Origin of the sequence: Stenotrophomonas sp. Marseille-Q4652, from assembly GCF_916618915.1 — a bacterium.
Taxonomy (GTDB): Bacteria; Pseudomonadota; Gammaproteobacteria; order Xanthomonadales; family Xanthomonadaceae; genus Stenotrophomonas.
Map to the genome: position 1 here is coordinate 2,186,699 of NZ_CAKAKE010000001.1, position 25,802 is coordinate 2,212,500.

General features: G+C 66.3%; 19 protein-coding genes, 2 tRNA genes and 4 rRNA genes (1 of these 25 cut by a window edge). 6 read left to right on the top strand and 19 right to left on the bottom strand.

Translation table 11 applies throughout. The annotated features are described in order from the left end of the window. Positions 1–118 precede the first annotated feature (118 nt). A complete protein-coding gene (locus LG380_RS10390) occupies positions 119–292 on the top strand; it encodes a hypothetical protein (protein WP_225764992.1) in 174 nt (57 codons plus the stop codon). Positions 293–305: 13 nt separating this feature from the next. Here the strand turns inward: LG380_RS10390 and LG380_RS10395 are convergent, their stop codons facing one another. Then, on the bottom strand, positions 306–1,079 hold the full coding sequence (locus tag LG380_RS10395; RefSeq protein WP_225764993.1) for an SDR family oxidoreductase: 774 nt from the start codon (positions 1,077–1,079) through the stop codon (positions 306–308). A gap of 94 nt (positions 1,080–1,173) precedes the next feature. Between LG380_RS10395 and LG380_RS10400 the strand changes: the two genes are divergently transcribed. Continuing rightward, entirely contained in the window at positions 1,174–1,401 is a 228-nt protein-coding gene (locus LG380_RS10400) for a hypothetical protein (protein ID WP_225764995.1), read from the top strand. A gap of 67 nt (positions 1,402–1,468) precedes the next feature. On the opposite strand, the gene sppA is transcribed toward LG380_RS10400, so the two are convergent. From sppA to LG380_RS10420, 4 genes are all read right to left on the bottom strand, one after another. After that, on the bottom strand, positions 1,469–3,367 hold the full coding sequence (gene sppA, locus LG380_RS10405) for a signal peptide peptidase SppA (protein WP_225764997.1): 1,899 nt from the start codon (positions 3,365–3,367) through the stop codon (positions 1,469–1,471). A gap of 81 nt (positions 3,368–3,448) precedes the next feature. After that, positions 3,449–4,816, bottom strand: coding sequence for an MATE family efflux transporter (locus LG380_RS10410; RefSeq protein ID WP_225764998.1), 1,368 nt, complete (start codon positions 4,814–4,816; stop codon positions 3,449–3,451). A 146-nt stretch (positions 4,817–4,962) separates the two neighbouring features. After that, positions 4,963–5,568, bottom strand: a complete 606-nt coding sequence (locus LG380_RS10415; RefSeq protein WP_225764999.1) for a DUF3106 domain-containing protein — start codon at positions 5,566–5,568, stop codon at positions 4,963–4,965. Then, complete coding sequence (locus LG380_RS10420; RefSeq protein ID WP_225765000.1) at positions 5,555–6,547, bottom strand: hypothetical protein; 993 nt, start codon at positions 6,545–6,547, stop codon at positions 5,555–5,557. The genes LG380_RS10415 and LG380_RS10420 overlap by 14 nt, the downstream gene beginning before the upstream one ends. A gap of 422 nt (positions 6,548–6,969) precedes the next feature. On the opposite strand from LG380_RS10420, the gene LG380_RS10425 reads away from it, so the two are divergent. Continuing rightward, entirely contained in the window at positions 6,970–9,150 is a 2,181-nt protein-coding gene (locus LG380_RS10425; protein WP_225765001.1) for a primosomal protein N', read from the top strand. Positions 9,151–9,198: 48 nt separating this feature from the next. Here the strand turns inward: LG380_RS10425 and LG380_RS10430 are convergent, their stop codons facing one another. After that, positions 9,199–10,065: an NYN domain-containing protein gene (locus LG380_RS10430; RefSeq protein ID WP_225765002.1), complete on the bottom strand. Its 867-nt coding sequence runs from the start codon at positions 10,063–10,065 to the stop codon at positions 9,199–9,201. 137 nt (positions 10,066–10,202) lie between these two features. Here LG380_RS10430 and LG380_RS10435 point away from each other — a divergent pair, with 137 nt between their 5' ends. Further along, on the top strand, positions 10,203–11,498 hold the full coding sequence (locus LG380_RS10435) for an NAD(P)/FAD-dependent oxidoreductase (protein ID WP_225765003.1): 1,296 nt from the start codon (positions 10,203–10,205) through the stop codon (positions 11,496–11,498). A 68-nt stretch (positions 11,499–11,566) separates the two neighbouring features. Here LG380_RS10435 and rpoH read toward each other — a convergent pair whose 3' ends face one another. From rpoH to rhlB, 6 genes are all read right to left on the bottom strand, one after another. After that, entirely contained in the window at positions 11,567–12,442 is an 876-nt protein-coding gene (gene rpoH, locus LG380_RS10440) for an RNA polymerase sigma factor RpoH (protein WP_225765004.1), read from the bottom strand. Positions 12,443–12,596: 154 nt separating this feature from the next. Further along, complete coding sequence (gene ung / locus LG380_RS10445; RefSeq protein ID WP_225765006.1) at positions 12,597–13,325, bottom strand: uracil-DNA glycosylase; 729 nt, start codon at positions 13,323–13,325, stop codon at positions 12,597–12,599. Next, a complete protein-coding gene (locus LG380_RS10450) occupies positions 13,322–14,164 on the bottom strand; it encodes a response regulator (RefSeq protein ID WP_225765008.1) in 843 nt (280 codons plus the stop codon). The genes ung and LG380_RS10450 overlap by 4 nt, the downstream gene beginning before the upstream one ends. 7 nt (positions 14,165–14,171) lie before the next feature. Next, complete coding sequence (gene ftsX, locus LG380_RS10455) at positions 14,172–15,119, bottom strand: permease-like cell division protein FtsX (RefSeq protein ID WP_225765009.1); 948 nt, start codon at positions 15,117–15,119, stop codon at positions 14,172–14,174. After that, entirely contained in the window at positions 15,116–15,802 is a 687-nt protein-coding gene (gene ftsE / locus LG380_RS10460; RefSeq protein ID WP_225765010.1) for a cell division ATP-binding protein FtsE, read from the bottom strand. Before ftsE ends, ftsX begins: the two co-directional genes overlap by 4 nt. Before the next feature lie 69 nt (positions 15,803–15,871). Further along, complete coding sequence (gene rhlB / locus LG380_RS10465) at positions 15,872–17,560, bottom strand: ATP-dependent RNA helicase RhlB (RefSeq protein WP_225765011.1); 1,689 nt, start codon at positions 17,558–17,560, stop codon at positions 15,872–15,874. Positions 17,561–17,759: 199 nt separating this feature from the next. Here rhlB and trxA point away from each other — a divergent pair, with 199 nt between their 5' ends. Together trxA and rho are read left to right on the top strand one after the other, a co-directional pair. Next, positions 17,760–18,092 carry a thioredoxin TrxA gene (gene trxA, locus LG380_RS10470; RefSeq protein WP_225765012.1) on the top strand — a complete coding sequence of 111 codons (333 nt, stop codon included), beginning with the start codon at positions 17,760–17,762 and terminating at the stop codon, positions 18,090–18,092. 221 nt (positions 18,093–18,313) lie between these two features. Beyond that, the gene (gene rho / locus LG380_RS10475; RefSeq protein ID WP_225765013.1) at positions 18,314–20,047 is read left to right on the top strand and encodes a transcription termination factor Rho; all 1,734 of its coding nucleotides are present in this window, start codon (positions 18,314–18,316) and stop codon (positions 20,045–20,047) included. 517 nt (positions 20,048–20,564) lie between these two features. Here the strand turns inward: rho and LG380_RS10480 are convergent. The 7 genes from LG380_RS10480 to LG380_RS10510 form a co-directional block, all read right to left on the bottom strand. Then, positions 20,565–21,670, bottom strand: a protein-coding gene (locus LG380_RS10480; protein ID WP_225765014.1) for an IS3 family transposase whose coding sequence is annotated in 2 segments (ribosomal slippage) — positions 20,565–21,412 and positions 21,412–21,670 — 1,107 coding nt in all. Because the reading frame shifts where the segments join, the coding sequence is not laid out codon by codon here. A 292-nt stretch (positions 21,671–21,962) separates the two neighbouring features. Next, positions 21,963–22,077 (bottom strand): 5S ribosomal RNA (gene rrf / locus LG380_RS10485). 97 nt (positions 22,078–22,174) lie between these two features. Continuing rightward, positions 22,175–22,289 (bottom strand): 5S ribosomal RNA (rrf, locus tag LG380_RS10490). A 124-nt stretch (positions 22,290–22,413) separates the two neighbouring features. Then, positions 22,414–25,291: ribosomal RNA gene (locus LG380_RS10495) — 23S ribosomal RNA — on the bottom strand. Between the two features lie 221 nt (positions 25,292–25,512). Then, a tRNA-Ile gene (locus LG380_RS10500) sits at positions 25,513–25,589 on the bottom strand. A gap of 20 nt (positions 25,590–25,609) precedes the next feature. Beyond that, positions 25,610–25,685 (bottom strand) — tRNA-Ala (locus LG380_RS10505). Positions 25,686–25,779: 94 nt separating this feature from the next. Then, positions 25,780–25,802, bottom strand: a 16S ribosomal RNA gene (locus tag LG380_RS10510) (it continues 1,524 nt past the right edge of the window). Together the 16S, 23S and 5S rRNA genes with 2 tRNA genes alongside form the textbook arrangement of a ribosomal RNA operon.

Sequence of the window (25,802 nt, forward strand, 5' to 3'; positions counted from 1 at the left end):
GCCGCGACGGCGGGCAATACCTGCAGGAAGATCCCGAGCCGGTGCCACGCTGCGTGCCACTGCGTACCGTAGGCCTGGATGGCAACCGCGGACCGGTGCCGGTGAGGCCTGCGAGGTGGTGCGGGACCGATGCCAGCCGGTTGCCGCCGAGGCGCTGTGCGACAGCTGGAAGCAGCGCCTGGCCGAAGCCGGGATGCGCTGGCGGCTGGCCGGCAGCCGCGCCGGGGATGCCGATGGCGCCGAGTTCCAGCGCCTGCTGGCCGTCGTCCAGGCCAGCGACTGCCCGGGCTGATCGCCGCGCGTGATCAGAATCCGTAGCGCAGGAAACCGCCGTCCACGGCAATGCATTCGCCGGTGATGTAGCTGGAGGCCGGCAGGCACAGGAAACCGACGGCCGCGGCCACTTCCTCCGGTTCGCCGATGCGGCGCATCGGCGTGCGCGCAATCACTTCCTCGTAGTAGTCCGGATCGGACAGCGGGCCGGAGGTACGGCGGGTGCGGATGTACCAGGGCGCCACCGAGTTCACGCGAACGCCGTCCTCGGCCCATTCGCAGGCCAGGTTGCGGGTCATCTGCTGCATCGCCGCCTTGGTCATGCCGTAGACCACGCCGCTGCGCACGTGGGTGATGCCCGAGACCGAGCCGACATTGACGATGGCCGAGGACGCGTGCCGGGCCAGCAGCGGATGGGCATAGCGCGACAGCTCGAAGGCCGAGAACAGGTTGGTCTCGAAGATGCCGCGCCACTCATCCTCGGAGTAGTCGTTGGCCGGCTTGGTGATGTTGCCGCCGGCGTTGTTGACCAGCAGGTGCAGGCCGTCGGCGTGGTCCTCGACCCAGTCCAGGATCGCCTGACGGTCCTCATCATCGGAGACGTCGGCGGCCAGGCCGTGGATCTGCCGGTCGGGGAAGGCATCGGCCAGCTCGTCGCGCACGGTTTCCAGCATTCCCGCATCGCGTGCCACCAGCATCAGGTCGGCGCCGAAGCCGGCCAGCTCGCGGGCAATGGCCAGTCCGATGCCGGCGCTTGCCCCGGTGACCAACGCGGTCTGTCCATCCAATCGCCAACGCTGGCTCACCTGCTTCTCCTTCGTATCGTTCGCAATGCCACGCCCGGGAGAGGCCCGGGAGCGAGGGAGTAGGATACCGTCACCGTCCCGGGAGACCGCGCCGATGAAGCTCCGTTATGCGCTGCTGCTGCCCCTGCTGACCGCCTGCCGGCCCGAACCGCCCTCGACCGAACGCCCGCCCGAGCCCCAGGCGACCGCGCTGCGCGAGGCCATGCAGCAGCCGCTGGAGCGGGCGCAGGCCGCCGACGCCGCCGTGCAGCAGGCCGCGCGTGCCCGCGACGCGGCACTGGAAGTGGCCACCGACACGCTGGCCGAAACCACAAAACAGTGACGCCGCCCCGAAGGCGGCGTCATGCTGGCAGCAACTGGCGATCAGCCCTGCCCGCGGCAGGCGTGGATCAGAACCCGCAGAAACAGTAGGCCAGCGACCGCACGGGTGCGCCATTGCGGTCCTTGACCGCCTGCTCGACGAAACGCAACTGGGTGTCCATCTCCGGCAGGGTGCGCGCCAGCATCATGCGCGCCACGGCCGAGTCGGCCAGCGCCCAGCTGCCGATGCGGCTGCCGGCAAAGCCAGCCATGAACTGCGCGAACGGGCTGGCCGCCTTCTCGATGTAACGCACGCGGTACTTGCCCGGCTCGCCCAGGCTGGCGCGCTCGGCGGCATCGGCCACCGCGTCCTGCAGGCCACCGAACTCGTCGACCAGGCCGCGATCGCGGGCCTGCGCACCGCTCCACACGCGGCCACGGGCTACTTCGTCCACCGATTCGACGCTGCGGTCGCGCGCCTTGGCGACCTTGCCGGTGAAGTCGGCATAGCCCTTGTCGATCACCGACTGGATGACCTGGCCCACAGCCGGGTCCAGCGGACGGGTCATGTCGAACGCACCGGCGAAGCGGGTGGTACCCACGCCATCGGTATGCACGCCGATCTTGTCCAGGGCGCGGCTGAAGTTGGGAACCATGGCGAAGATGCCGATCGAGCCGGTGACGGTGGATTCGTCGGCGTAGATGCGGTCGGCGTCCATGCTGATCCAGTAGCCACCGGACGCGGCCAGGTCACCCATGGACACCACCACCGGCTTGCCGGCCTGCTTCAGCGCGACCACCTCGCGGCGGATCTGCTCGGAGGCGAACACCTCGCCACCGGGCGAATCCACGCGCAGCACCACGGCCTTGACGTCGTCATCCTCGCGGGCGTGGCGCAGCAGCGCCGAGGTCGAGACCCCACCGATGCGGCCGGCCGGCAGGTCGCCGCCGGCGATCTCGCCCTCGGCCACCACCACTGCCACCTGCGGACGCTTGTCCAGCGGCGACTTGCGGCTGTCGACCTGGGTCAGGTAGGCATCAAGGTTGATGTTGCGGAAGCCTTCATCGGCATCGCTGTCGGCCACGCCACGCTCGGCCAGCAGCTTCTCCACTTCCTCGCGGGTCTTGAGGCCATCGACCAGCTTCTGCTGCAGGGCAAAGCGGGCCAGGTCGCCCCCGGCGGCGGCGATGCCTTCGGGCATGGTTTCGATGCCCGCAGCCAGTTCGGCCGGGTCCAGCTTGCGTGCGGCGGCGATGTCGGCCAGGTAGCGCTGCCAGACATCATTCATCCAGTACAGGTCCGCTTCCTTGGCATCGGGCGAGGCAGCATCCAGCACGTAGGGTTCGGCGGCGGATTTGTATTCGCCGACCTTGAACAGGTTCACGTCGACGCCCAGCTTTTCCTGCAGACCGGTGCGGAAGTACTGGCGGTAGCGGCCCAGGCCCTCCAGCAGCACGCTGCCCATCGGGTCGAGGTAGACCTCGTCGGCCTGCGCGGCCAGCAGGTACTGCCACTGGCTCATGCTCTCGCTGAAGGCCACGACCTGCTTGCCGGACCCACGCAGGGTCTGCAACGCGGCGGCGACCTCGCGCATCGAGGCAAAACCCGACGGCTGCAGTTTGTCCAGCTGCAGCAGCACGCGCTCGATCTTCTTGTCCTTCTGCGCCGCCTCCAGCGCGCGCAGCAGGTCGCGCAGCTGGATCTCGTCGGCGCCGGTGTCGCCCATCGCCTTGCCCACCGCGCGGCTCACCGGGTCGGCACTGTACTGCTCCACCAGCCGGCCTTCGGGCGCGATCACCAGGGTGGTGCGGTCCTGCAGCGGCTTGACCCCGCTGCCACGGGTGGCGGCCACGACTATCACCAGCAGCACGAAGAACAGCAGGCCGAAGAACAGCAGGTTGAGGATCAGCCGCCGGGTGAAGTTCATCACGTCCCACAGGCCGACGAAGAACGCGGCGATCGGGTTGCGACGTTGCGGGTAATTCATTGGGGTCTCCAAGGGACGAACAGCGGCGTTGGTACGGGAAGGAGGATAGCCGGTGGCCTGTGCACGGACATCGGCCTGAAGTCAGGGGTGGCGGTGGCTCGGCACCCGGCGGCTGCTGACCGACAGGCGCCAGCCCATCATCACCGCCGCGCTGGCCAGGCCCAGGATCAGGCCGATCCACATGCCCTGCGGGCCCATGCCCAGCCCCAGGCCAAGCCCGGCGCCCAGCGGCATGCCGATGCCCCAGTAGGCGAGCATGGCGATGAACATCGGCACGCGGGTGTCCTTGAGCCCGCGCAGCGCGCCGGCACTGAGCACCTGGATGCCGTCGGGCAGTTGGAACGCGGCCGCGTACAGCAGCAGGATCGCCGCCAGCGAGGCCACACCCAGGTCATCGGTGTACAGCCGCACCACGGCGTTGTGGCCGAGCAGCAGCACGGTGATCGACAGCAGCTGGGTGACCAGCACGATCGCCACGCCCGCCCAGACCGCACGGCGCACGCCCATTCCGTCCTGGCGGCCGACCGCATGGCCGACCCGCACCGTGGTCGCCTCGCCCACGCCCATCGGGATCATGAAACACAGCTGCGCCACGTTGATCGCGATCTGGTGCGCGGCCGCCTCGGTGGCACCGATGCGACCGATCAGCAGCGCGGTGACGATGAACAGCCCGCCTTCCATCAGCACGGTGATGCCGATCGGCAGGCCGGTACGCAGCAGGTCGCCGATGGCGCGGCCGTCCGGGCCATCGAAACGGGCGAACAACTGCAGGTTGGCAAAGCGCCTGGTACGCGCCAGGTACAGCGCGAAGGCGCCGGCCTGCAGCCACATCGTCACCGCCGAGGCGATGCCCAGGCCGGTGGCCCCCATTTCGGGGAAGCCGGCGCGGCCATTGGTCAGGGCCCAGCCCAGCGGCGCCAGCACCAGCAGCCCGCCAAAACCCAGCACCATCGTCGGCAGCGTCCAGTGCATGCCCTCGCTGAGGTAGCGCATGCAGAAGTACAGGGTCAGCGCCGGCACGCCCCAGCGGATCGCATGCAGGAAGCCGGTGGCCCCGGGGATGATGTCAGGCGCGATGCCGAAGGCCGGCAGCAGCGCCGGCACCACGCTGAGGAACACGAACATGCCGGCCGACAGCAGCAGCGACAGCCACAGGGCCTGCCGGAACAGCGGGCCGATGCGCTCGTGTCGGCCGCCGCCGTTGAGCTGCGACACCGAGGCGGTGAGCGAGATCAGGGTGCCGATCGGCACCAGCATCGGCAGCCACAGCAGCGCCGTACCGATGCTGACCGCGGCAAAGGTATCGGTGCTGTGGTGGCCGGCAATGACGTTGTCGACGAAGGAGATCAGGCCGGTGGAAACATGCCCCAGGACCAGGGGCAGGGCCAGCAGCCCGGTCTTCCGCACTTCCCCGAGGAAGCGTGGACGGGCAGGAGCAAGCAGGGACATGGGATGACCTGGCGACTGCGGCGCGCCGAACAGCGCGGGTACCGGGTCGCGGCAGCCGGCTATCTTACCCGGCCTGGCCCGCCGACCGGCATCGCCGGCGCTGCAATGGCGTGTTGCGGTTCAAGCTTGCACGCCGTATCGCAGGATCAGCGCACGACCTGCGCCTGCAGCCAGGCATCGCGGTTGGCGGCGGTGGTGGCCAGCAGGCCGGCCCGCACGCGCTCGCGGTCCTGCGGTGGGGTGCGCTGGGAGAGCAGCACCAGCTGCTGCAGCTGCTTTTCATCGAGCTGACGGAGCAGGGCCAGCATCGGCCCGCGCTGGCCGTCGGGCAGGTAGCCCAGCAGCGGCTGCAGCTTGGGCCAGGCCGCACCCAGCCGCGGGCCCAGCCGCCAGCCATCGCGGTACAGGCGGTCCTGGTTGCGGAACTGCACCTGCAGCGCCGAACGCCGATCGCCCGGCAGCGCCGCGTACGCGGCCGCGGCGTGGCGGACCCGCTGCCGCTCGGATTCGTCCAGTGCCCGCCAGGCGGCGTATTGCATCCGCAGTTCGCGCTGCTGCGCCGGGGTCAGCGTGGACCAGTCCGGGACCGCGCGCGGCGCGGGGGCAACCGCGGCCGGGGTTTGGCTGGCCCCGGACACGGTTGCCGGCAGCGGCGGCGCGGCGTGGGCCACCGGTACCAGCAGCAGGGCCGCCAGCAGGGCCAGCAGGGCCAGCAGGGCCAGCAGGGCCAGCAGCAACTTATTCGTCGGCATCGACGGTCTCCAGGCCGGCGGCGGCCGGTTCCGGCCGGCTCGGTTGGGTGTTGGATTCGTCCACCGGCAACGGCCCACCGGCCGCGAACCAGGCGTGGAAGTCGGCCTCGGGCACCAGCGCCAGGTCCGGATCGCGCAGCATTGCCGCATCGGCCGGATGCAGCTCGACCGAGGCGGCAGCCGGCATACTGCTGTCAGCCAGTTCCTCCACCAGCACCGGCCCGACCTCGGAGACCGCGCCCTCGCGTGCCGGAGGCGGGGGATCCCCCAGGTCCGGCCCCTGGCCTGCGCCGCGCCACCACAGCACGGCGGCGATGAGCGCCAGCAGGACCGGCACCGCGACCCACAACGCACGGCGGCCCATGACCGGGCGCCGCGCGGAACGGCGGGGCGCGGCGGGCTTGGCCGGAGGTGGGGCTTTGGCAGGTTCGGCCGATGGCGGGGCAAACACGGACTCGCGCACCGTCGCCAGGCGGGCCAGCAGCGCCGGCGGAAGGTCACGCACCTGTCGTTGCACTTCCTCGGCCAGCATCCGCCAGGCCCCGGCATCGGGTTTGCCGGCGGCATCGACCGGGCAGGCACGGGTCAGCGCCATGCGGTAGGCATCCAGGTCGGCACCCACTACCGCCGCGGCCTGCTCCTCGTCCAGCCCGGCGCCGATGCGCAGCAACAGCGCCAGGCGGTCAACCGGGCCAAGCAGGCCCAGGTGGGTCAGTTCCTGGCTCCACTGGCCGCCAGCCTGACCGGCCGGGACCGCCGCCAGGCGGCTCCAGAACCGCTGCGGCCACTCGGCCATGGGGACGTCGGCAGCGCGGGCGGCGAAGGCACGCATGGCGGCGGCGACAGCCTGCAGCCCGGCTTCCCCGGAACTGCCATGCTGGAGCGCGGCCACCACGGCGGCGCGGCGCTCGACTCCGCGCAGGAAGGCAGAAAGGGCACTGGCCGCAGCCGGCGGGAGGGGGGCGGGAACAGCGCTCATTGGAACTCCATCATCCGCGGAATGATAACGATCCCGCTCCGGCGACAGACCGCGCATGGCGCGCGTTCCCCGGATTTGCTGAACGGGGGACGCAGGGCCATACCCCTTACTTGTGCACAGCGTCAATACGTCGGAGCGGATTTTCCTCAAATCACACGCCATCACGTTCCTTCAACAATGTTTCACAGACAAGTTGTTGAATTTGAAGTAATTTTCCATGTGGCTATTTTTTGACCAAGTCAAGGCAAAGGCTTGTGTTGACGCCCTTGCGGCGTGGAGCAGACCCGTGATGCACAGACTTATCCACAATTTTTGTGGATAAGCGAAAATCTTCAACTGTGACGGCTGTTTACATTCCATTTATGGCTGCGGCAGGAGATACGCGCTGCAAGTGAAGGCGGCCTCGCCGGTACACTGGCGCGATGCCCGACCCCCGCCCGACCCTGCGCGTCGCCCTGCCGGTTCCGCTGCCGCAGTTGTTTGACTACCTGCCCCCCGAGGGCCCCCGTGCACAGGAATCGGACATCGGTCGCCGGGTCCGGGTGCCGTTCGGGCCGCGCGAGCTGGTCGGGGTGGTGGCCGGAATCGGCCAGGCGGAAGCGGACGCCCCGCTGCGCCCGGCACTGGATTGGGCCGACCCGACGCCGCTGCTGGTCGGCGAGCTGTCCGCCTCGCTGCGCTGGCTGGCCCGCTACACCCATGCGCCGCTGGGCGAGGTCGTGGCCACCGCCCTGCCGGCCCCGCTGCGCCGCGGCGAGCCGCTGGCCGACACCCAGCGCTGGGGCTGGCAACTGACCGGACAGGGCCTGGCCCAGCTGCCGCGGCTGCGCAGCGGCACCCGCCCGCAGCGGCTGGCGAGCCTGCTCGCCGACGGCGCGTTGGACGAGGACCGGCTGGACACTGTCATGGAGGACTGGCGCAGTGCTGCGCGGGCACTGGAAAAGAACGGCCGCGCCGAACGGGTTCCACTGGCTGCTGCCACGCCACCACCGGCCCCGCCCTCGCCGCTGCAGCCCAACGACCAGCAGCAGGCCGCGATCGACGCCATTGCCGCCGCCAGCGGCTTCCAGCCATTCCTGCTCGATGGCGTCACCGGCAGCGGCAAGACCGAGGTCTACCTGCAGGCCATCGCCGCCTGCGTGGCCCGGGGCCGGCAGGCACTGGTGCTGGTGCCCGAGATCGGCCTGACCCCGCAAACCCTGGCCCGCTTCCGCAACCGTCTCGGCGTGCCGGTGCATGCACTGCATTCGGGACTGGGCGATGGCGAACGCGCCCGGGTCTGGGCGGCGGCCTGGCGTGGCGAGGCCCAGGTCATCGTCGGCACCCGCTCCGCGGTGTTCACGCCCTTGCCGCGGGCCGGGCTGATCGTGGTCGACGAGGAACACGATGGCAGCTACAAGCAGCAGGACGGCATCCGCTACCACGCCCGCGACTTCGCCCTGGTGCGCGGCAAGGCGCTGGACGTGCCGGTGATCCTCGGCAGCGCCACGCCCTCATTGGAGACCCTGCACAACGCCCGTGCCGGCCGTTACCGGCACCTGCGGCTGAAACAGCGCGCGGGCGAGGCCCGGCCGCCGGCGGTGCGGGTGATCGACGTGCGCAAGCGCCCGCTGCGCGACGGGCTCTCGCCCGAGGTGCTGGCCGGCATCACCCAGCACCTGCAGGCCGGCAGCCAGGTGCTGGTGTTCAAGAACCGCCGCGGCTATGCGCCGGCACTGCTGTGCCACGACTGCGGCTGGACCGCGCCGTGCAAGCGCTGCGATGCCTCGATGACCGTGCACGGCGCCGGCCGCCGCCTGCAGTGCCACCACTGCGGCGCGCGCCAGCCGGTGCCGCTGGCCTGCCCGGACTGCGCCAGCCTGGCGCTGCAGCCGCAGGGCATCGGTACCGAGCGGCTTGAAGAACGCCTGCTGGCCGAATTCCCCGACGTCCCGGTCCTGCGCATCGATCGCAGCACCACGGCCCGGCGCGATGCGCTGGAACAGACCCTGGCTACGCTCGGTGACCAGTCCGGCATCCTGGTAGGCACCCAGATCCTGGCCAAGGGCCACGACCTGCCGCGGCTGACCCTGGTGGTGGTGGTCGGCATCGATGAAGGCCTGTTCTCGGCCGACTTCCGCGCCAGCGAAAAGCTGGCCCAGCAGCTGATCCAGGTCGCCGGGCGCGCCGGCCGCGCCGAGCGCCCGGGTGAGGTCTGGCTGCAGACCCACCATCCGGGCAACGCGCTGCTGGCCACGCTGATCAATGGCGGCTACCACGCCTTTGCCGATGCCGAACTGGCCCAGCGCGAAGCCGCCGGCTTCCCGCCCTTCAGCCACCTGGCGCTGTTGCGCGCCGAGGCCAAGCAGGTGGAAGTGGCCAATGCCTTCCTCGCCGCGGTACGCGCGCACTTGCCGGCGGACCCGGCGATCGAGGCCCATGGACCGATGCCGGCACCGATGCCGCGTCGCGCCGGCTTCCAGCGCACCCAGTTGCTGCTGTCGGCCGCCCAGCGTCCGCCGCTGCACCAGGTACTGGACCCGCTGGTACCGGCCATCCACGCCCTGCCCGAGGCGCGCCGCGTGCGCTGGTCACTGGACGTGGACCCGGTCGACCTCTACTGAGCCGCGGGCATCGCCGGCCTCATGCCGGTCGCGATGCCCGAGGTTTGATCAACCGGCCGGCCTGGCCTTGCGCGCACGCGCCCGCGTGGCCGGCTTCTTCTTCGGCAGCGCGCGCATGCTGGTGGCCTTGCCTTCCTTCTTCAGCTCGAACAGCTCGGTCGCCGCGATCAGGTCACTGAGCTTGCGGTAGCCGTAATTGCGCGAGTCGAACGAAGCCCGGTTGGCGATCTGGTTGCCGACCGCGCTCAGCGAGGCCCAGCCCTGCTCGTCGGCCGCCGCATCCATCGCCCCGCGCAGCAGATTGAGCAGGCGCGCATCGCTGCGCAGCTCGTTGCCGGTGCGCGGCTGGATCGGTCGCTGCGGGGGTTCGCTCGCGGGCGGCACGGCCTGCTCGTTGCCATGGCCGTTGCCCGATCCCTGGCGAGCGGACTCTGTGTTTTCGGATTCCGCCACCGCGTGTTCGTCGTCGCTCCCGTCCTGGCCCAGCGCCTCGAGGTAGGTGAATTTCGAGCACGCGTTGACGAACGGCAGCGGCGTCTTCTGCTCGCCAAAGCCATACACCTTGACCCCGTCGGTCAGCAGCCGCATCACCAGCGGGGTGAAGTCGGCATCGCTGGAGACGATCGCAAAACCGTCGAGGTTGCGCGCGTACAGCAGGTCCATCGCGTCGATCACCATCGCCATGTCCGAGGCGTTCTTGCCCTTGGAATAGGCGAACTGCTGGATCGGACGTATCGCGTACTCGTGCAGCACCGCTTCCCAGCTCTTCAGGTGGGGGCTCTTCCAGTTGCCGTAGGCGCGGCGCACGTTGGCCACGCCATGCCGCGCCACTTCGGCGAGGATCTCGTCGACCTTGGCGGCCGGTGCGTTGTCGGCATCGATCAGCAGGGCGATGCGCTTGTCGGATTCGCTCACGTTGGCCTCCGGGCCCGGGTCTGCACGCAGTATCGGACGCAGCCAGCGACGACGCCACGCTGGCGTGGAGGGAGCGTGACAGCCCCCCGCAGGCGCGCCGTTAGCATCGGCGGGCAACGTCCCTTTACGGAGCAGGCATGTCCCGAACTTCCGTTCCCCGGCTGGTGATCGTTGGTGGCGGCTTCGCCGGGTTGTGGGCCACCCGTGCGCTGGCTCGCGCGCCGCTGCGCATCACCCTGGTCGACCGTCGCAACCATCACCTGTTCCAGCCACTGCTGTACCAAGTCGCCACGGCCGGCCTGTCGGCACCGGACATTGCCGCGCCGCTGCGTCACATCCTCGGCCGGCAGCGCAACGTCGAGGTGCGCCTTGGCGAGGTCGTCGCCATCGACCGCGGGCAACGCCAGGTGCAGCTGGCCGATGGCACGCGTCTGGACTACGACCTGCTGCTGGTGGCCAGTGGTGCGACCCACGCCTACTTCGGCAACGACCAGTGGGCCGCGCACGCGCCGGGCCTGAAGACACTGGACGATGCGCTGGCGCTGCGCCGCAAGCTGCTGCTGGCCTTCGAGCGCGCCGAGGCAGAACCCGATCCAGTCCGCAGGGCGGCGTGGTTGAGTTTCGCCGTGGTCGGCGGGGGCCCGACCGGGGTCGAGTTGGCCGGCACCCTGGCCGAGATCGCACGCCATACCCTGCGCAACGAGTTCCGCCACATCGACCCGGCCTCGGCCACAGTGCGGCTGGTGGAGGCCGGCCCACGCGTGCTGTCCACCTTCCCCGAGATGCTCTCGGCCAAGGCGCGCCGGCAACTGGAAAAGCTGGGCGTGGAAGTGGTCACCGGTACCGCAGTGACGGATATCGGCGAGGAGGGCTTCCGGCTCGGCGAACGCTTCATCCCGGCGCGTACCGTGGTGTGGGCGGCCGGCGTGGCTGCATCACCCCTGGCACGCTCGCTGGATGTCCTACTGGACCGCGCCGGGCGCGTGCCGGTGCTGCCCGACCTCACCGTCGAGGGCCATCCGGAAATCTTCGTCGCCGGTGACCTGGCCACGTTGCGCCAGGAAAACGGCCAGCCGGTGCCAGGCGTTGCGCCGGCCGCCAAGCAGATGGGGCGCTACGTGGCCAACGTGACCCTGGCACGCTTGCAGTCGCAGCCGGCACCGCCCCCGTTCCGCTACCGCGACTTCGGCAACCTGGCCACCATCGGCCGCATGGCCGCGGTCGTGCACCTGGGCAGGCTCAAGCTCTCCGGCACGCTGGCGTGGTGGTTCTGGCTGGCGGCGCACGTGTTCTTCCTGATCGGTTTCCGCAACCGTCTGGTCGTGCTGCTCAACTGGGCGTGGGCGTACTGGAGCTACCAACGCGCGGCCCGCATCATTTTTGGCGATGCCGGCACCGCGACACGCGATCCGGAGCCGCCGGCGGAAGGATGAAAGCACGCGCAAAAAGACACGGCCCGGAAATTCCGGGCCGTTCGTCATTGCACCTGCAGCGTTCAAACTCAGGCGGTGAACAGCGCCTTCATCTTCTTCAGCGCATTGGCCTCGACCTGGCGGATGCGCTCGGCCGACACGCCGTACTCGTCGGCCAGCTCCTGCAGCGTGACCTTGCTGTCCGGGTCCAGCCAGCGGCGGCTGATGATGTCGCGCGAACGCTGGTCCAGTTCGGCCAGGCCCTCGCGCAGCAGTTGCAGCTGGTTGTCCTCGTTGTCCAGGCGCTCATAGGCCTGCGACGGATCCTCGTCGTGGGCGACCAGGTAGGCGGCCGGCGACGGCGGCGCGTGGTCATCGTCCTCGTCCGAAGGCGCATCGAAACCAATGTCACGACCGGACAGGCGCGATTCCATCTCCATCACTTCGCGCTCGGACACGTTGAGGTCCTTGGCGACCGCGCTGACCTCGGCGGCATTCATCCAGCCCAGGCGGGTCTTGGACTTGCGCAGGTTGAAGAACAGCTTGCGCTGCGCCTTGGTCGTAGCGACCTTGACGATGCGCCAGTTCTTAAGGATGAACTCGTGCATTTCGGCACGGATCCAGTGCACGGCAAAGGACACCAGGCGTACGCCCATGTCCGGGTCGAAGCGCTTGACCGCCTTCATCAGGCCGATGTTGCCTTCCTGGATCAGGTCACCCAGGGCCAGGCCATAGCCGTTGTAGCCGCGGGCCACGTGCACCACGAAGCGCAGGTGCGAATGCACCAGCTCGCGGGCGGCGTCCAGGTCCTGGTGGTCGCGGTAGCGGCGGGCCAGCGCCTGTTCGTCATCGACCGACAGCACCGGGATCTGGTGCACGGCACCGATGTAGGCGTCCAGCGAGCCAAGCGCGCTGGGGATCGGAAGATTGTTTGCCACAAGGGCAGTAGAGGTGTTCTGGCTCATAGGGCCTCATCTTAGCAGTCGCCCAATTGGACTGCTGGGTCCTGGAAAAGTTCCAATGTTCCATCGATGGCGTCAATCCCCCGAAAGACTGCCATCTGGATTACCCATGCTAACCCGCCCCACATCGCCATCCGGTGACGATGAACGGAGGCGTTCAGCCGGCGGGGGCCAGCCGGGCCTCCAGCTCCGCCCGGGACGGCAGCGACCAGTCGATCGGCGCCTGGCCGTGGCGGCGCAGGTAGTCGTTGGTGGCCGAGAAGTGCCGGCAGCCAAGGAAGCCGCGGTGGGCCGACAGCGGCGAGGGATGCGGGGCCTTCAGCACCCGGTGGCGGCGGGTGTCGATCACCTTGCCCTTGGCCTGGGCGTAGCTGCCCCAGAGCAGGAACACCAGGCCCTCGCGCTCGCGGTTGAGGGTCTCCACCACGTGGTCGGTGAAGCCTTCCCAGCCCTTGCCCTGGTGGGACCCGGCCTTGCCCTCCTCCACGGTCAGCACGGCGTTGAGCAGCAGTACCCCTTGCTCGGCCCAGGGCAGCAGGCAGCCGTGGTCGGGCCGGGCCAGGCCCAGGTCGGCCTCCTGCTCCTTGTAGATGTTCAGCAGCGAGGGCGGCACCGGCACGCCGGGCAGCACCGAAAAGCACAGGCCGTGGGCCTGGCCATACCCGTGGTACGGATCCTGGCCGAGGATCACCACTTTTACCCGGTCAAACGGAGTGGCATCGAAGGCGGCGAAGATCTGCCGGCCCGGCGGGAACACGTGCGCGCCGGCCGCCTTGCGCTGGCGCAGGAACTCGCCCAGGGCCTGCATCTCCGGACGCAGCAGCCAGTCGCCAACCTGCGCCTTCCAGCCCGGTTCGAGCTGGATGCGCGACTGCGCCTGGCTCACAGTACGACCGGCTGGACGTTCAGGCGCGACAGGCGCAACTGGAACAGCACCTTGGTCACCAGCAGCCGCTCTTCGATCGGCTTCTGCACCAGGTCGTTGGCGCCGGCCTGCAGCAGCTCGGACTGGTTGTGCGGATTGCTGTCGCCGGTCATCACCAGCACCGGCAGGCGGCGCTTGCCGTAGCCGAAATCGATGCGGATGCGCTGCACCACGTCGCGGCCGTTGAGCTCGCCCTTGAGGGTGACGTCGGTCAGCACCAGGTCGATGTGCTCGGCTGTACGGCCCAGCGACTCGGCGGTCAGCAGCGCGAAGGCATCCTCGGCGGTCAGCACGTGGACCACGCGCAGGCCCTGGCGCTCGAGCATGCGCTTGGTCGCCTCGGCCACCACGCGGCTGTCCTCGACGTAGAGGATGGTCGCACCGGGAACCGGCTCGGGCTGCACGTAGCCGCGGATGAAGGTCGCCAGCGCCTCGTGGCCCAGCGACTTGTCGAAGTAGTCGGTGACGAACTCGGTGAAGCGGCGTTCCTCCAGGTGCTGCTGGGCGTCGCCGGAGACCACGATCACCGGCACGTAGGCTTGGCCGGCCGCTTCGCGCACGCTGCGCGCCAGCGCCAGGCCATCGCCGTCGGGCAGCGCCAGCGAGGTGGTGACCAGGTTCACCGGGCCTGCGGCCAGCGCCTCGCGGGCTTCCTCGATGCTGGAGCAGCCGACGACGTCCACGCCGGGCAGGTCCCGGCGCAGCACGTCGGCAATCAGCTTGCGGACGAGCTTGGAACCGTCCACCACCATCACCCGCGGGGCGTCGCTGATCAGATGCTTGAGTACTTGCTTGGACATACCGTCCTCAGGTTTCGGTCGGGCGAGTCTGCCGCAGGAAATGCCCGGCGACCAGCCATGCCCCCAGCCAGCCCAGCAGGATCGTCCCCAGCAGGACGAACATCGAGTGCAGCAGATCCAGCCCGTGCAGCACGAAGGCACTGCCATAGCTCTGCGACAGCGTGGCCAGTGGCGGGCGCAGCGCCAGTCCGGCCAGACCGACCAGCAGCAGGGCCACCGCGCCGGCACCCAGCCCGTACCAGGCGCCCAGGTACAGGAACGGCCGACGGATGAAGCCATCCGATGCACCCAGCAGCTGCAGCACGCCGATTTCGTCGCGCCGGGACTGGATGTCCAGGCGCACGGTGTTGCCCACCACCAGGATCGCGCCCAGCCCCAGCAGCAGGGACAGCACCTGCACCAGGCGCGCACCGAACCCCAGCCATGCATCCAGCCGTTGCCGCCACAGCGCATCGTGCTGGACCAGGTCCGCCTGCGGCAGCGACTGCAGCGACTGCGCCAGCGGCGCGTCGTTGGCAGCGGCCGGGGTCACGATCAGTAGGGTCGGCAGCGGGTTGTCGCCCAGCGCCTCGATCGCCTCGCCCAGCCCGGCGTTCCCGCGCAGTTCGGCCAATCCTTCCTCGGGCGTGCGCAGCGTCACCGCGGCCACGTCGGCACGGCCGCGCAGGGTGTCCGCAACCTGGGCGGCATCGGCGGCGTCGATCTCGGGCTTCAGGAACAGGTTGATGTCACGCGACTGCTGCACGCTGCCGGTGAAGTGGCGCAGGTTGTCCAGCGCGATCGACAGCCCCAGCGGCAGGGCCAGTGCCAGCGCCATGACCATGATGGTCAGCAGCGTGGCCCACGGCTTGCCCAGCACGCGGCCGAGGCTGAAGACGATGCTGTGGGCGTGGTGGCCCAGCCACACGCCCAGCCGCGACGGCGCGGCGGCTTCGGTGTTGATGGGTTTGTTCATTCGGCCAGGTCCTGCGGCGAGATGTCATCGACCAGCCGGCCGTGATCGAGGATCAGCACGCGCTTGCGCATGCGCTTGAGCAGCGGCAGGTCGTGGCTGACCACCAGCACGCTGGTGCCTCGCCCGGGCAGCTCGGCGAACAGGGCCATGATCTCGGCGGCCAGGGTCGGGTCAAGGTTGCCGGTCGGCTCGTCGGCGACGAGCAGTTTCGGCTCGGCGACGATCGCACGGGCGATGCCCACGCGCTGCTGTTCGCCTGCAGAAAGTTGCGAAGGCAGCGCCTTCTCGCGATGGCCCAGGCCCATGCGGTCGAGCACCGAGCGCACGCGCTTGCCGATGTCGGCGCGACGCATGCCGCGCAGGATCAACGGCAGGGACACGTTCTCGGCGATCGTCCGGTCCAGCAGCAGGCGATGGTCCTGGTACACCGCACCGACGTCGCGACGATGCAGGGCGACGCGGCTGCCACGCACCTTGAGCAGGTTGCGCTCGGCAAACAGCACCGCACCACGGGTTGGCCGCTCACTGAGGTGGATCAGCTTGAGCAGCGTGCTCTTGCCCGCCCCGGAGTGGCCGGTGACGAACAGCATCTCGCCGGCCGCCACCTCGAAGCTGACGTCCACCAGCGCCTGGTGGCCGCCGGGATACTGTTTGCTGACGTTGTCGAAACGAAGAACGCTCATGCCGGCGATTATGCCGGAGCGTCGCGCCAATGCATCGCGCCCTGCCGGCGCGATGCATCCAGGCAAGGATCAGCTGCCCGAGAGCATGCGGCGGATCTTGCGGCCCAGTCGGGTCAGGAACGAATCGGCGTCACTGGCCTGGGCACGCACCGGCTTGGCGATTACCTGTACCGGCGCGGAGGGGGCCTGCACGGCCATTGCGGCCTCGGCACCTTCCACCAGCTTGCCATGGCGACGACGACGACGCTTGCGCGGCTTGCGGACTTCGTCGCCAGCCTGCAGCGAGGCATCGGTGGCACCAGCCGGACGCTCTTCCTTCGGGGCCTCGACCACCACGGCCGCGGCACCTTCCACTTTCTCGCCTTCCACACGTGGCTTGCGCGGACCACGACGGCGTTGGGCACCTTCCCCACCGGCACGCGGACCACGCTCGCCATCCCGGCGGGCACCGGGCCCACCGCGACGACCACCACCACGGCGCTCCTCCTCGGCAGCCCTGGCCTCGCGTGCCTCGCGGAAGATCGCGCCCACGCTCTCGCCTTCCTCCTCGCCCTCGACCTTCGGTCGTTCCGGGCGCGGGATCGGGGTGAGCAGCTCGGCGGTCACCGGCTCGACCGGGATCTTCTGCTCGATGTAGGCCTCGATGTCCGGCAGGCCCATCGCATAGCGCTCGCAGGCGAAGCTGATCGCATCGCCTTCCTCGCCCAGGCGGGCGGTACGGCCGATGCGGTGCACGTAGTCTTCCGCGTCGAACGGCAGGTCGTAGTTGTAGACATACTTGATGCCGTCGATGTGCAGGCCACGCGCGGCCACGTCGGTGGCCACCAGGATTTCCAGCTGGCCGGCCTGGAAGCGCTTGAGCAGGCTCTCGCGCTTCTTCTGCGGTACGTCACCGGACAGCACGCCAACGCGGTAGCCGGCCTTTTCCAGCGCACGGGCCACGCGTTCGACGAACGCCTTGGTGTTGACGAACACCATGGTGCGCGCGCCTTCGCTGCGCGACAGCAGGCCCAGCAGCAGCGGCAACTTTTCCTCGTCGGCCGGGAAGTACATGCGCTGGCGCACGCGGGCGGCGGTGATGTGCTCGGTTTCCACCACCAGCTTCTGCGGTTCGTTCATGTGCTCGTAGGCCAGCTCCAGCACGCGGTGGCTGAGCGTGGCCGAGAACAGCAGGGTCTGCCGGGTGGTGCGCTCGGGCATGCGGCGCAGCAGGAAGCGGATGTCCTTGATGAAGCCCAGGTCGAACATGCGGTCGGCTTCGTCCAGCACGCAGATCTCGCAGGCGTGCAACGAGACGACCTTGTGCTGCTTGACGTAGTCGATCAGGCGGCCGGGGGTGGCGATGATCACGTCCACGCCCTGCTGCAGCAGTTCGCGCTGCTTGTCGTAGTCCACGCCGCCGTAGACCAGCGCAAAGCGCAGGCCCAGGTGCGAGCCGAACTTGACTGCATCCTTGTGGATCTGGATGGCCAGTTCGCGGGTCGGGGCCAGGATCAGGGCACGCGGGTCTTCGGGCTGGCGGTCGGCCAGCGCCGGGCGGCTCATCAGGCGATTGACCACCGCCACGAGGAAGGCCAGGGTCTTGCCGGTACCGGTCTGCGCCTGGCCGGCGACGTCGCCTCCTGACAGGGCCACCGGCAGGGTCAATGCCTGGATCGGGGTACAGCGGGTGAATCCCGCCTCCTCAAGGCCTGCCAGCAATGCCGGCTGCAGGTCGAACGAGGAGAACGTCACATCGGTCAGCGGTTTGTCGCTCATTATTCCGTCTTCATTGGGCTGGCCCGCCAGAGGTTGCAGGCAGCTTGCATCGTCTCCGGCACCGTCGCACACTGCGGCCCCTGCGCCGGGTCGCGCGACTCCCGGGCAACCGCCCGCATTCGTCCGCGCAATGCCCCAGTTTACCGCAATGCGACGACCAACCCGGCATGGGCCGTCGCATTGCTCCAGGAGACTCCAAGTGAGCGATAAGGTTCTACACGTCGGCGACGCCGATTTCGACAGCGCCGTCCTGCAATCCAGTGAGCCGGTCCTGGTGGATTTCTGGGCCGAATGGTGCGGCCCGTGCAAGATGATCTCCCCGGTCCTCGACGAGCTGGCTGAAAGCTACGCCGGCAAGCTCAAGGTGGCCAAGGTCAACGTCGACGACAGCCGCGCCACCGCGGTGAAGTACCACGTGCGTTCGATCCCGATGCTGTTGCTGTTCAAGGACGGCCAGGTCCAGGCCACCCAGATCGGCGCGGTCGGCAAGGGCCAGCTGACGCAGATGATCGACAAGACCCTCGGCGGCTGATCCGCCACCGACCGGCGGCCGCGGCTGCCGGTCCGGGCCGACCTTTCCGGCGGCCCAACGCAGCGGGGATGCGGCTTGCACCCCGCTGGCAGCCGGTGATAGTGTCGGCGTATCCGGCCGCATTCGCGCGCCGCGTCCTCTAGACGATTCTCCTCTAGACCCCTTCCCAACCAGTTCGCCGCCCAGCAGGGCGCTCGCACCCTTAGCGAGGAATCAAGCACTTGTCCGAGAATATCCCTTCCGAAACCGGGAGCGCCGATGCCCCTGTGGAAAAGCGCGTGCGCAAGCCCCGCACCAGCAAGGTGACCGAATCCGTGGAATCCGGCGACACTGGCTCCTCCGCCGCCCCGGCACAATCCGATCTTCCGTTGCCCGCCGCTTCCGCCCCGGTGGCTGAAAAGCCGGCGCAGGCAACCGCTCCGTCCCAGCCCCAGGAAAGCAGCAGCGCGCCTGCCCCGCAGGGCGGCGACAACGCCGAAGCGCGCGAACAGCGCCAGGGCCAGCAGGGCGGACAGAACCAGAATCAAAACCAGGGCCAAGGCCAAGGTCAGGGCAACCGCCGCGATCGCTTCCGCAATCGTCGCGAACGCAACCGCGAACGCTTCCGCGATGACAACGGCATGCAGGGCGACAATGGCGGCGAGCAGCAGTTCGTCCCGCGTCCGCACCCCAGCGTCCCGGAAGGTTTCCCGGCTTATTCGCTGAGCGACCTGAAGCGGATGCCGGCGCACAAGCTGCTGGAGATTGCCGAGCAACTGCAGATTTCCGAAGGCGTGGCGCGTGCGCGCAAGCAGGACGTGATCTTTGCCCTGCTCAAGGTGCTGACCCGTCATGGCGAGGGCGTGGCCGCCGACGGCGTGCTGGAAATCCTGCCCGACGGCTTCGGCTTCCTGCGTGCGGCCGAGGCCAGCTACCTGGCCGGTCCAGACGACACCTACATCTCGCCCAGCCAGATCCGCCGCTTCAACCTGCGCACCGGCGACCACCTGTCCGGCCGCATCCGTTTCCCCAAGGATGGCGAGCGCTACTTCGCGCTGTCGATCGTGGACACCATCAACGGTGAGCCGATCGAGGCGTCGAAGAACAAGGTGCTGTTCGAGAACCTGACGCCGCTGTTCCCGCGCAAGCGCTTCCGCCTCGAGCGCGGCGATGGCTCGACCGAGGACATCACCGGCCGCATCCTCGACCTGATGGCCCCGCAGGGCAAGGGCCAGCGCGCCCTGATCGTCAGCCCGCCCAAGGCCGGCAAGACGATGCTGATGCAGCAGGTCGCCACCGCCATCACCACCAACCACCCGGAAGTGCACCTGATCGTGCTGCTGGTAGACGAACGTCCGGAAGAAGTGACCGAAATGCAGCGCACCGTGCGCGGCGAGGTCGTCTCCTCGACTTTCGACGAACCCGCCGCCCGCCACGTGCAGGTCGCCGAAATGGTGATCGAGCGCGCCAAGCGCCTGGTCGAACACAAGAAGGACGTGGTGATCCTGCTCGACTCGATCACCCGCCTGGCCCGCGCCTACAACAACGTGGTGCCGTCCTCGGGCAAGGTCCTGACCGGCGGTGTCGACGCCAACGCCCTGCACCGTCCGAAGCGCTTCTTCGGTGCCGCGCGTAACGTGGAGGAAGGCGGCTCGCTGACCATCATCGCCACCGCGCTGGTCGAAACCGGCTCGAAGATGGACGAGGTGATCTACGAGGAGTTCAAGGGCACCGGCAACAGCGAAGTGCACCTGAACCGTCGCATCACCGAAAAGCGCGTCTATCCGGCCATCGACATCAACCGCTCCGGCACCCGCCGCGAGGACCTGCTGATCGAGCCGGAACTGCTGCAGAAGATCTGGATCCTGCGCAAGCTGCTGCACCCCATGGACGAAATCGCAGCCATGGAGTTCCTGCTGGACAAGATGAAGAACACCAAGTCCAACGACGAGTTCTTCGGATCGATGAAGCGGTAATCCATCGGAGATAGCTGGAAAACAGGGCCTTCGGACAACCGGAGGCCCTGTTCGTATCGGGATAGTGATGAGCCGGGATTGGCGGTCTGACCACCGGGTTTGACCACCAACCTTGACCACCAGACAGCTCAAGAACCCCTTGACCGCGAGGACAGGGAATTGAGCAAGAGACATTACCTACAGCAGCTAGGCCAGTCTTGGTACATCCGTATCAAGGTACCTGCCGCGCTACGCGGCAGAGTCGGGAACACACACATCCGACGCGCCCTGCATACCCGCGACCGTGACGAAGCGAACCGCCGGAAGTGGCCGGCCCTCGCCCAAGTACGCGCTTATCTCGATTCGCTTGAGAGCGGGATGCCCGCCTCTCCCTCCCTTCATATGCCGAGCGGGATTCGTGGAGTGCCCGCCCCAGTTCCACAGACGGCGGCACACTTCAGCCTGAGGCCGACTACGGGCCTAGATGCTCTGTCCGAGGACTGGGCCCGACGTCCCCCCGCTTTCAGTAGCGGGGCTCTTAGAGTCCGGGTTTCATCGTAGCGGCTTTGGCCGCCAACTGTTCGGCATAAGCGGCCGGCGTCAGACCGCCCAAGGTCTTCTTCGGTCGTTCCTCGTTGTACTCCCGGCGCCAGGTTTCGATCTCGGTGCGGGCGTGCAGCAGCGTCGGGAACCAGTGCTCGTTGAGGCATTCGTCCCGTAGGCGGCCGTTAAAGCTCTCGATGTAGGCGTTCTGGTTCGGCTTGCCTGGCTGGATCAGGCGCAACTGCACACCGCGCTCGTGGGCCCACGTCACCATAGTCTTGCCGCAGAACTCCTTGCCGTTGTCGGTGCGGATCACCTGCGGCAGGCCGCGGGTCAGCGCCAGCCGATCCAGCACCCGGGCCACGCCGTGGCCGGAGATGGCCCGCTCCACCTCGATCGCCACCGCCTCGTGCGTGGCATCGTCGACGATGGTCAACGCCTTGAGCACACGCCCCTCGGCGGTGCGGTCGAACACGAAGTCCATCGACCAGACCTGGTTGGCGGCTTCCGGCCGCAGCAACGGTTGGCGCTCGCCCAGCAGCACCTTCTTCCGCTTGCGCCGGCGCACTTGCAACCTGGCCTCCTGATACAGCCGTTCCACCCGCTTGTAGTTCACCGGCCACTGCTCCTGCCGCAGCTTCAGATAGATCATCCCGACGCCATAGCGCTTGTGTCGCTGCGCCAGCGCCAGGATCCGCTCGCGCAGCTCGACGTTGCCATCCGGACGCGGGACGTAGCGCAGCGCGCTGGCGCTCATCCGTACCATGGCCAGCGCCCGTCGCTCACTCAGTCCCCGATCCACCAGATGCCGCACCAGCGTCCTGCGCACCGGTGCGGTCACCACTTTTTTCGCAGGGCGTCCTTGATGACGTCGTTCTCGAACAGCTGCTCGGCCAGCAGCTTCTTCAACCGCGTGTTCTCGGACTCCAGCTCCTTGAGCCGCTTGGCCTCTGGCACGCTCATGCCGCCAAACTTGCTGCGCCACAGGTAGTAGGAGGCCTCGCTAAAGCCGTGCCTGCGGCACAGCTCCTTGACCGGTAGGCCAGCTTCGGCTTCACGCAGGAAGCCGATGATCTGCTCTTCGGAAAAGCGCTTCTTCACGTCCAATCTCCGTCTCGTTGGGGATTGGACTCCAAATCGACCTGCTACTCAAAGATGGGGGGACGTCGGGACTCCAAATCGAACTGCTACTCAAAGATGGGGGGACGTCGGGAGCGCAGCATTCGCGCCATGCGTTCTGTAGCGACCGACTCGCCCTAGAGCAGGCAAATTCCCACGCCAGCGCCATCCGGGCTTCCCCCAACAGTCCCCACGAGCCCTCTCGATTAGCGGCGCGCGGACACCCCTGCGCGCAAAGAAAAACCCCCGCTTCTGGCGGGGGTTTTGGGATAAATCCTGACGAGGACCTACTCTCGCATGGTTTGGACCACACTACCATCGGCGCAGCTGCGTTTCACTTCCGAGTTCGGGATGGGATCGGGTGGTGCCACAGCGCTGTGATCGTCAGGAAGACGGTGGGCGGCGCGATGCGCCAGCCTGCAGCAGTACCCGTGTGGCGGGTAAAGAAAACCCCGCTGAGTTATCAGCGGGGTTTTCGGGATAAAACCCTGGCGATGACCTACTCTCGCATGGTTTGGACCACACTACCATCGGCGCGGCTGCGTTTCACTTCCGAGTTCGGGATGGGATCGGGTGGTTCCACAGCGCTAATTTCACCAGGGAGACGGTTGGAGCGTCGCCATCAAGGGATCTGATGAGGCGCCTGTCTCGCATAGTTCTTGTGACGTAGCGTGCACTTGGATATCCACCGACGTTGTCGTATGGCCAAGGCAACTTGAGGTTATATGGTCGAGCCGCACGGATCATTAGTATCAGTTAGCTCAACGCATTACTGCGCTTACACACCTGACCTATCAACCACGTAGTCTACATGGTTCCTTCAGGGGGCTTGTGCCCCGGGAGATCTCATCTTGAGGCGCGCTTCCCGCTTAGATGCTTTCAGCGGTTATCGCTTCCGAACATAGCTACCCGGCAATGCCACTGGCGTGACAACCGGAACACCAGAGGTTCGTCCACTCCGGTCCTCTCGTACTAGGAGCAGCCCCTCTCAAATCTCCAACGCCCATGGCAGATAGGGACCGAACTGTCTCACGACGTTCTGAACCCAGCTCGCGTACCACTTTAAATGGCGAACAGCCATACCCTTGGGACCGACTACAGCCCCAGGATGTGATGAGCCGACATCGAGGTGCCAAACACCGCCGTCGATATGAACTCTTGGGCGGTATCAGCCTGTTATCCCCGGAGTACCTTTTATCCGTTGAGCGATGGCCCTTCCATACAGAACCACCGGATCACTAAGTCCTACTTTCGTACCTGCTTGATCCGTCGATCTCGCAGTCAAGCACGCTTATGCCTTTGCACACAGTGCGCGATGTCCGACCGCGCTGAGCGTACCTTCGAGCTCCTCCGTTACTCTTTAGGAGGAGACCGCCCCAGTCAAACTACCCACCATACACGGTCCCCGATCCAGATAATGGACCCAGGTTAGAACGTCAAGCACGACAGGGTGGTATTTCAAGGATGGCTCCACTGCAGCTGGCGCCACAGTTTCATAGCCTCCCACCTATCCTACACAGACGAACTCAACGTTCAGTGTAAAGCTATAGTAAAGGTTCACGGGGTCTTTCCGTCTTGCCACGGGAACGCTGCATCTTCACAGCGATTTCAATTTCACTGAGTCTCGGGTGGAGACAGCGCCGCTGTCGTTACGCCATTCGTGCAGGTCGGAACTTACCCGACAAGGAATTTCGCTACCTTAGGACCGTTATAGTTACGGCCGCCGTTTACTGGGGCTTCGATCAAGAGCTTCGCCTTGCGGCTGACCCCATCAATTAACCTTCCAGCACCGGGCAGGCGTCACACCCTATACGTCCACTTTCGTGTTTGCAGAGTGCTGTGTTTTTGATAAACAGTCGCAGCGGCCTGGTCACTTCGACCATCGCCAGCTTATGCCCGCATGGGCCACCGGCAATGGTGCACCTTCTCCCGAAGTTACGGTGCCATGTTGCCTAGTTCCTTCACCCGAGTTCTCTCAAGCGCCTGAGAATTCTCATCCTACCCACCTGTGTCGGTTTACGGTACGGTCTGCGTAAGCTGAAGCTTAGGAGCTTTTCCTGGAAGCGTGGTATCAGTGACTTCGTCTTAAAGACTCGTCTCGGTGCTCGGTCTTAAAGGATCCCGGATTTGCCAAAGATCCAAACCTACCGCCTTTCCCCGGGACAACCAACGCCCGGTACACCTAACCTTCTCCGTCCCTCCATCGCACTTACGCGAGGTGCAGGAATATTAACCTGCTTCCCATCGACTACGACTTTCGTCCTCGCCTTAGGGGCCGACTCACCCTGCGCCGATTAACGTTGCACAAGGAAACCTTGGGCTTTCGGCGTGCGGGTTTTTCACCCGCATTATCGTTACTCATGTCAGCATTCGCACTTCCGATACCTCCAGCAGACTTCTCAATCCACCTTCACAGGCTTACGGAACGCTCCTCTACCGCGCATAACAAAGTTATGCACCCCAAGCTTCGGTTCTGTGCTTAGCCCCGTTAAATCTTCCCCGCAGACCGACTCGACCAGTGAGCTATTACGCTTTCTTTAAAGGGTGGCTGCTTCTAAGCCAACCTCCTGGCTGTCTGTGCCTTTCCACATGGTTTTCCACTTAGCACAAAATTTGGGACCTTAGCTGTGGGTCTGGGTTGTTTCCCTTTTCACGACGGACGTTAGCACCCGCCGTGTGTCTCCCATACAGTCCGTCTCGGTATTCGGAGTTTGCAATGGTTTGGTAAGTCGCGATGACCCCCTAGCCATAACAGTGCTCTACCCCCGAGAGGATACATATGAGGCGCTACCTAAATAGCTTTCGAGGAGAACCAGCTATCTCCGGGTTCGATTAGCTTTTCACTCCTAATCACACCTCATCCCCTACCTTTGCAACGGGAGTGGGTTCGGGCCTCCAGTGCGTGTTACCGCACCTTCACCCTGGGCATGACTAGATCACCCGGTTTCGGGTCTACTGCCCGCGACTATGCGCCCTTATCAGACTCGGTTTCCCTTCGCCTCCCCTATACGGTTAAGCTTGCCACGAACAGTCAGTCGCTGACCCATTATACAAACGGTACGCAGTCACTCTTGCGAGCTCCTACTGCTTGTACGCACACGGTTTCAGGTTCTATTTCACTCCCCTCTCCGGGGTTCTTTTCGCCTTTCCCTCACGGTACTGGTTCACTATCGGTCGGTCAGTAGTATTTAGCCTTGGAGGATGGTCCCCCCATGTTCAGACAGGGTTTCACGTGCCCCGCCCTACTCGTCTTCACTGGTATGGCCCTTTCAAATACAGGGCTATCACCTTCTATGGCCAGCCTTTCCAGACTGTTTTTCTAGAACCATACCAGCTTAAGGGCTAGTCCCCGTTCGCTCGTCGCTACTCAGGGAATCTCGGTTGATTTCTTTTCCTCTGGTTACTTAGATATTTCAGTTCACCAGGTTCGCTTCCAGCAGCTATGTATTCACTGCAGGATACCCGCAAGCGGGTGGGTTTCCCCATTCGGACATTACCGGATCAAAGCTTGTTGCCAGCTCCCCGATACTTTTCGCAGGCTGCCACGTCCTTCATCGCCTCTGACCGCCAAGGCATCCACCGTGTGCGCTTATTCGCTTGACCATATAACCGCAAGTTGCCTTGGGCTACATTTGATCCAGGGGTACAAAGCCTGGATACGAATATAACGACTCAATCAATAAGAAGACATTCAAGTCTTCCGCCTTAGCCTCACGACACGCCTGATAGATAATCTCAAACGCTCGCTACGTCACAAGTTGTAAAAGAGCAGATACCGGCCACAGTGCCGACATCTAAATTCTTTGTATGCGCGTCATTCAGAGTGGTGGGTCTGGGAGGACTCGAACCACCGACCTCACCCTTATCAGGGGTGCGCTCTAACCACCTGAGCTACAGACCCAATGTTCTGTTTAGTTCAGATGGTGGAGCCTGTCGGGATCGAACCGACGACCCCCTGCTTGCAAAGCAGGTGCTCTCCCAGCTGAGCTAAGGCCCCATATACGGGACTTCCCAACACGACCAGGTCGTGTTGAAACTCTGAATGCAGGTTACTTGTGAGGACGCCCGACAGGACGATGCTGTCATGCTCAAAAGGAGGTGATCCAGCCGCACC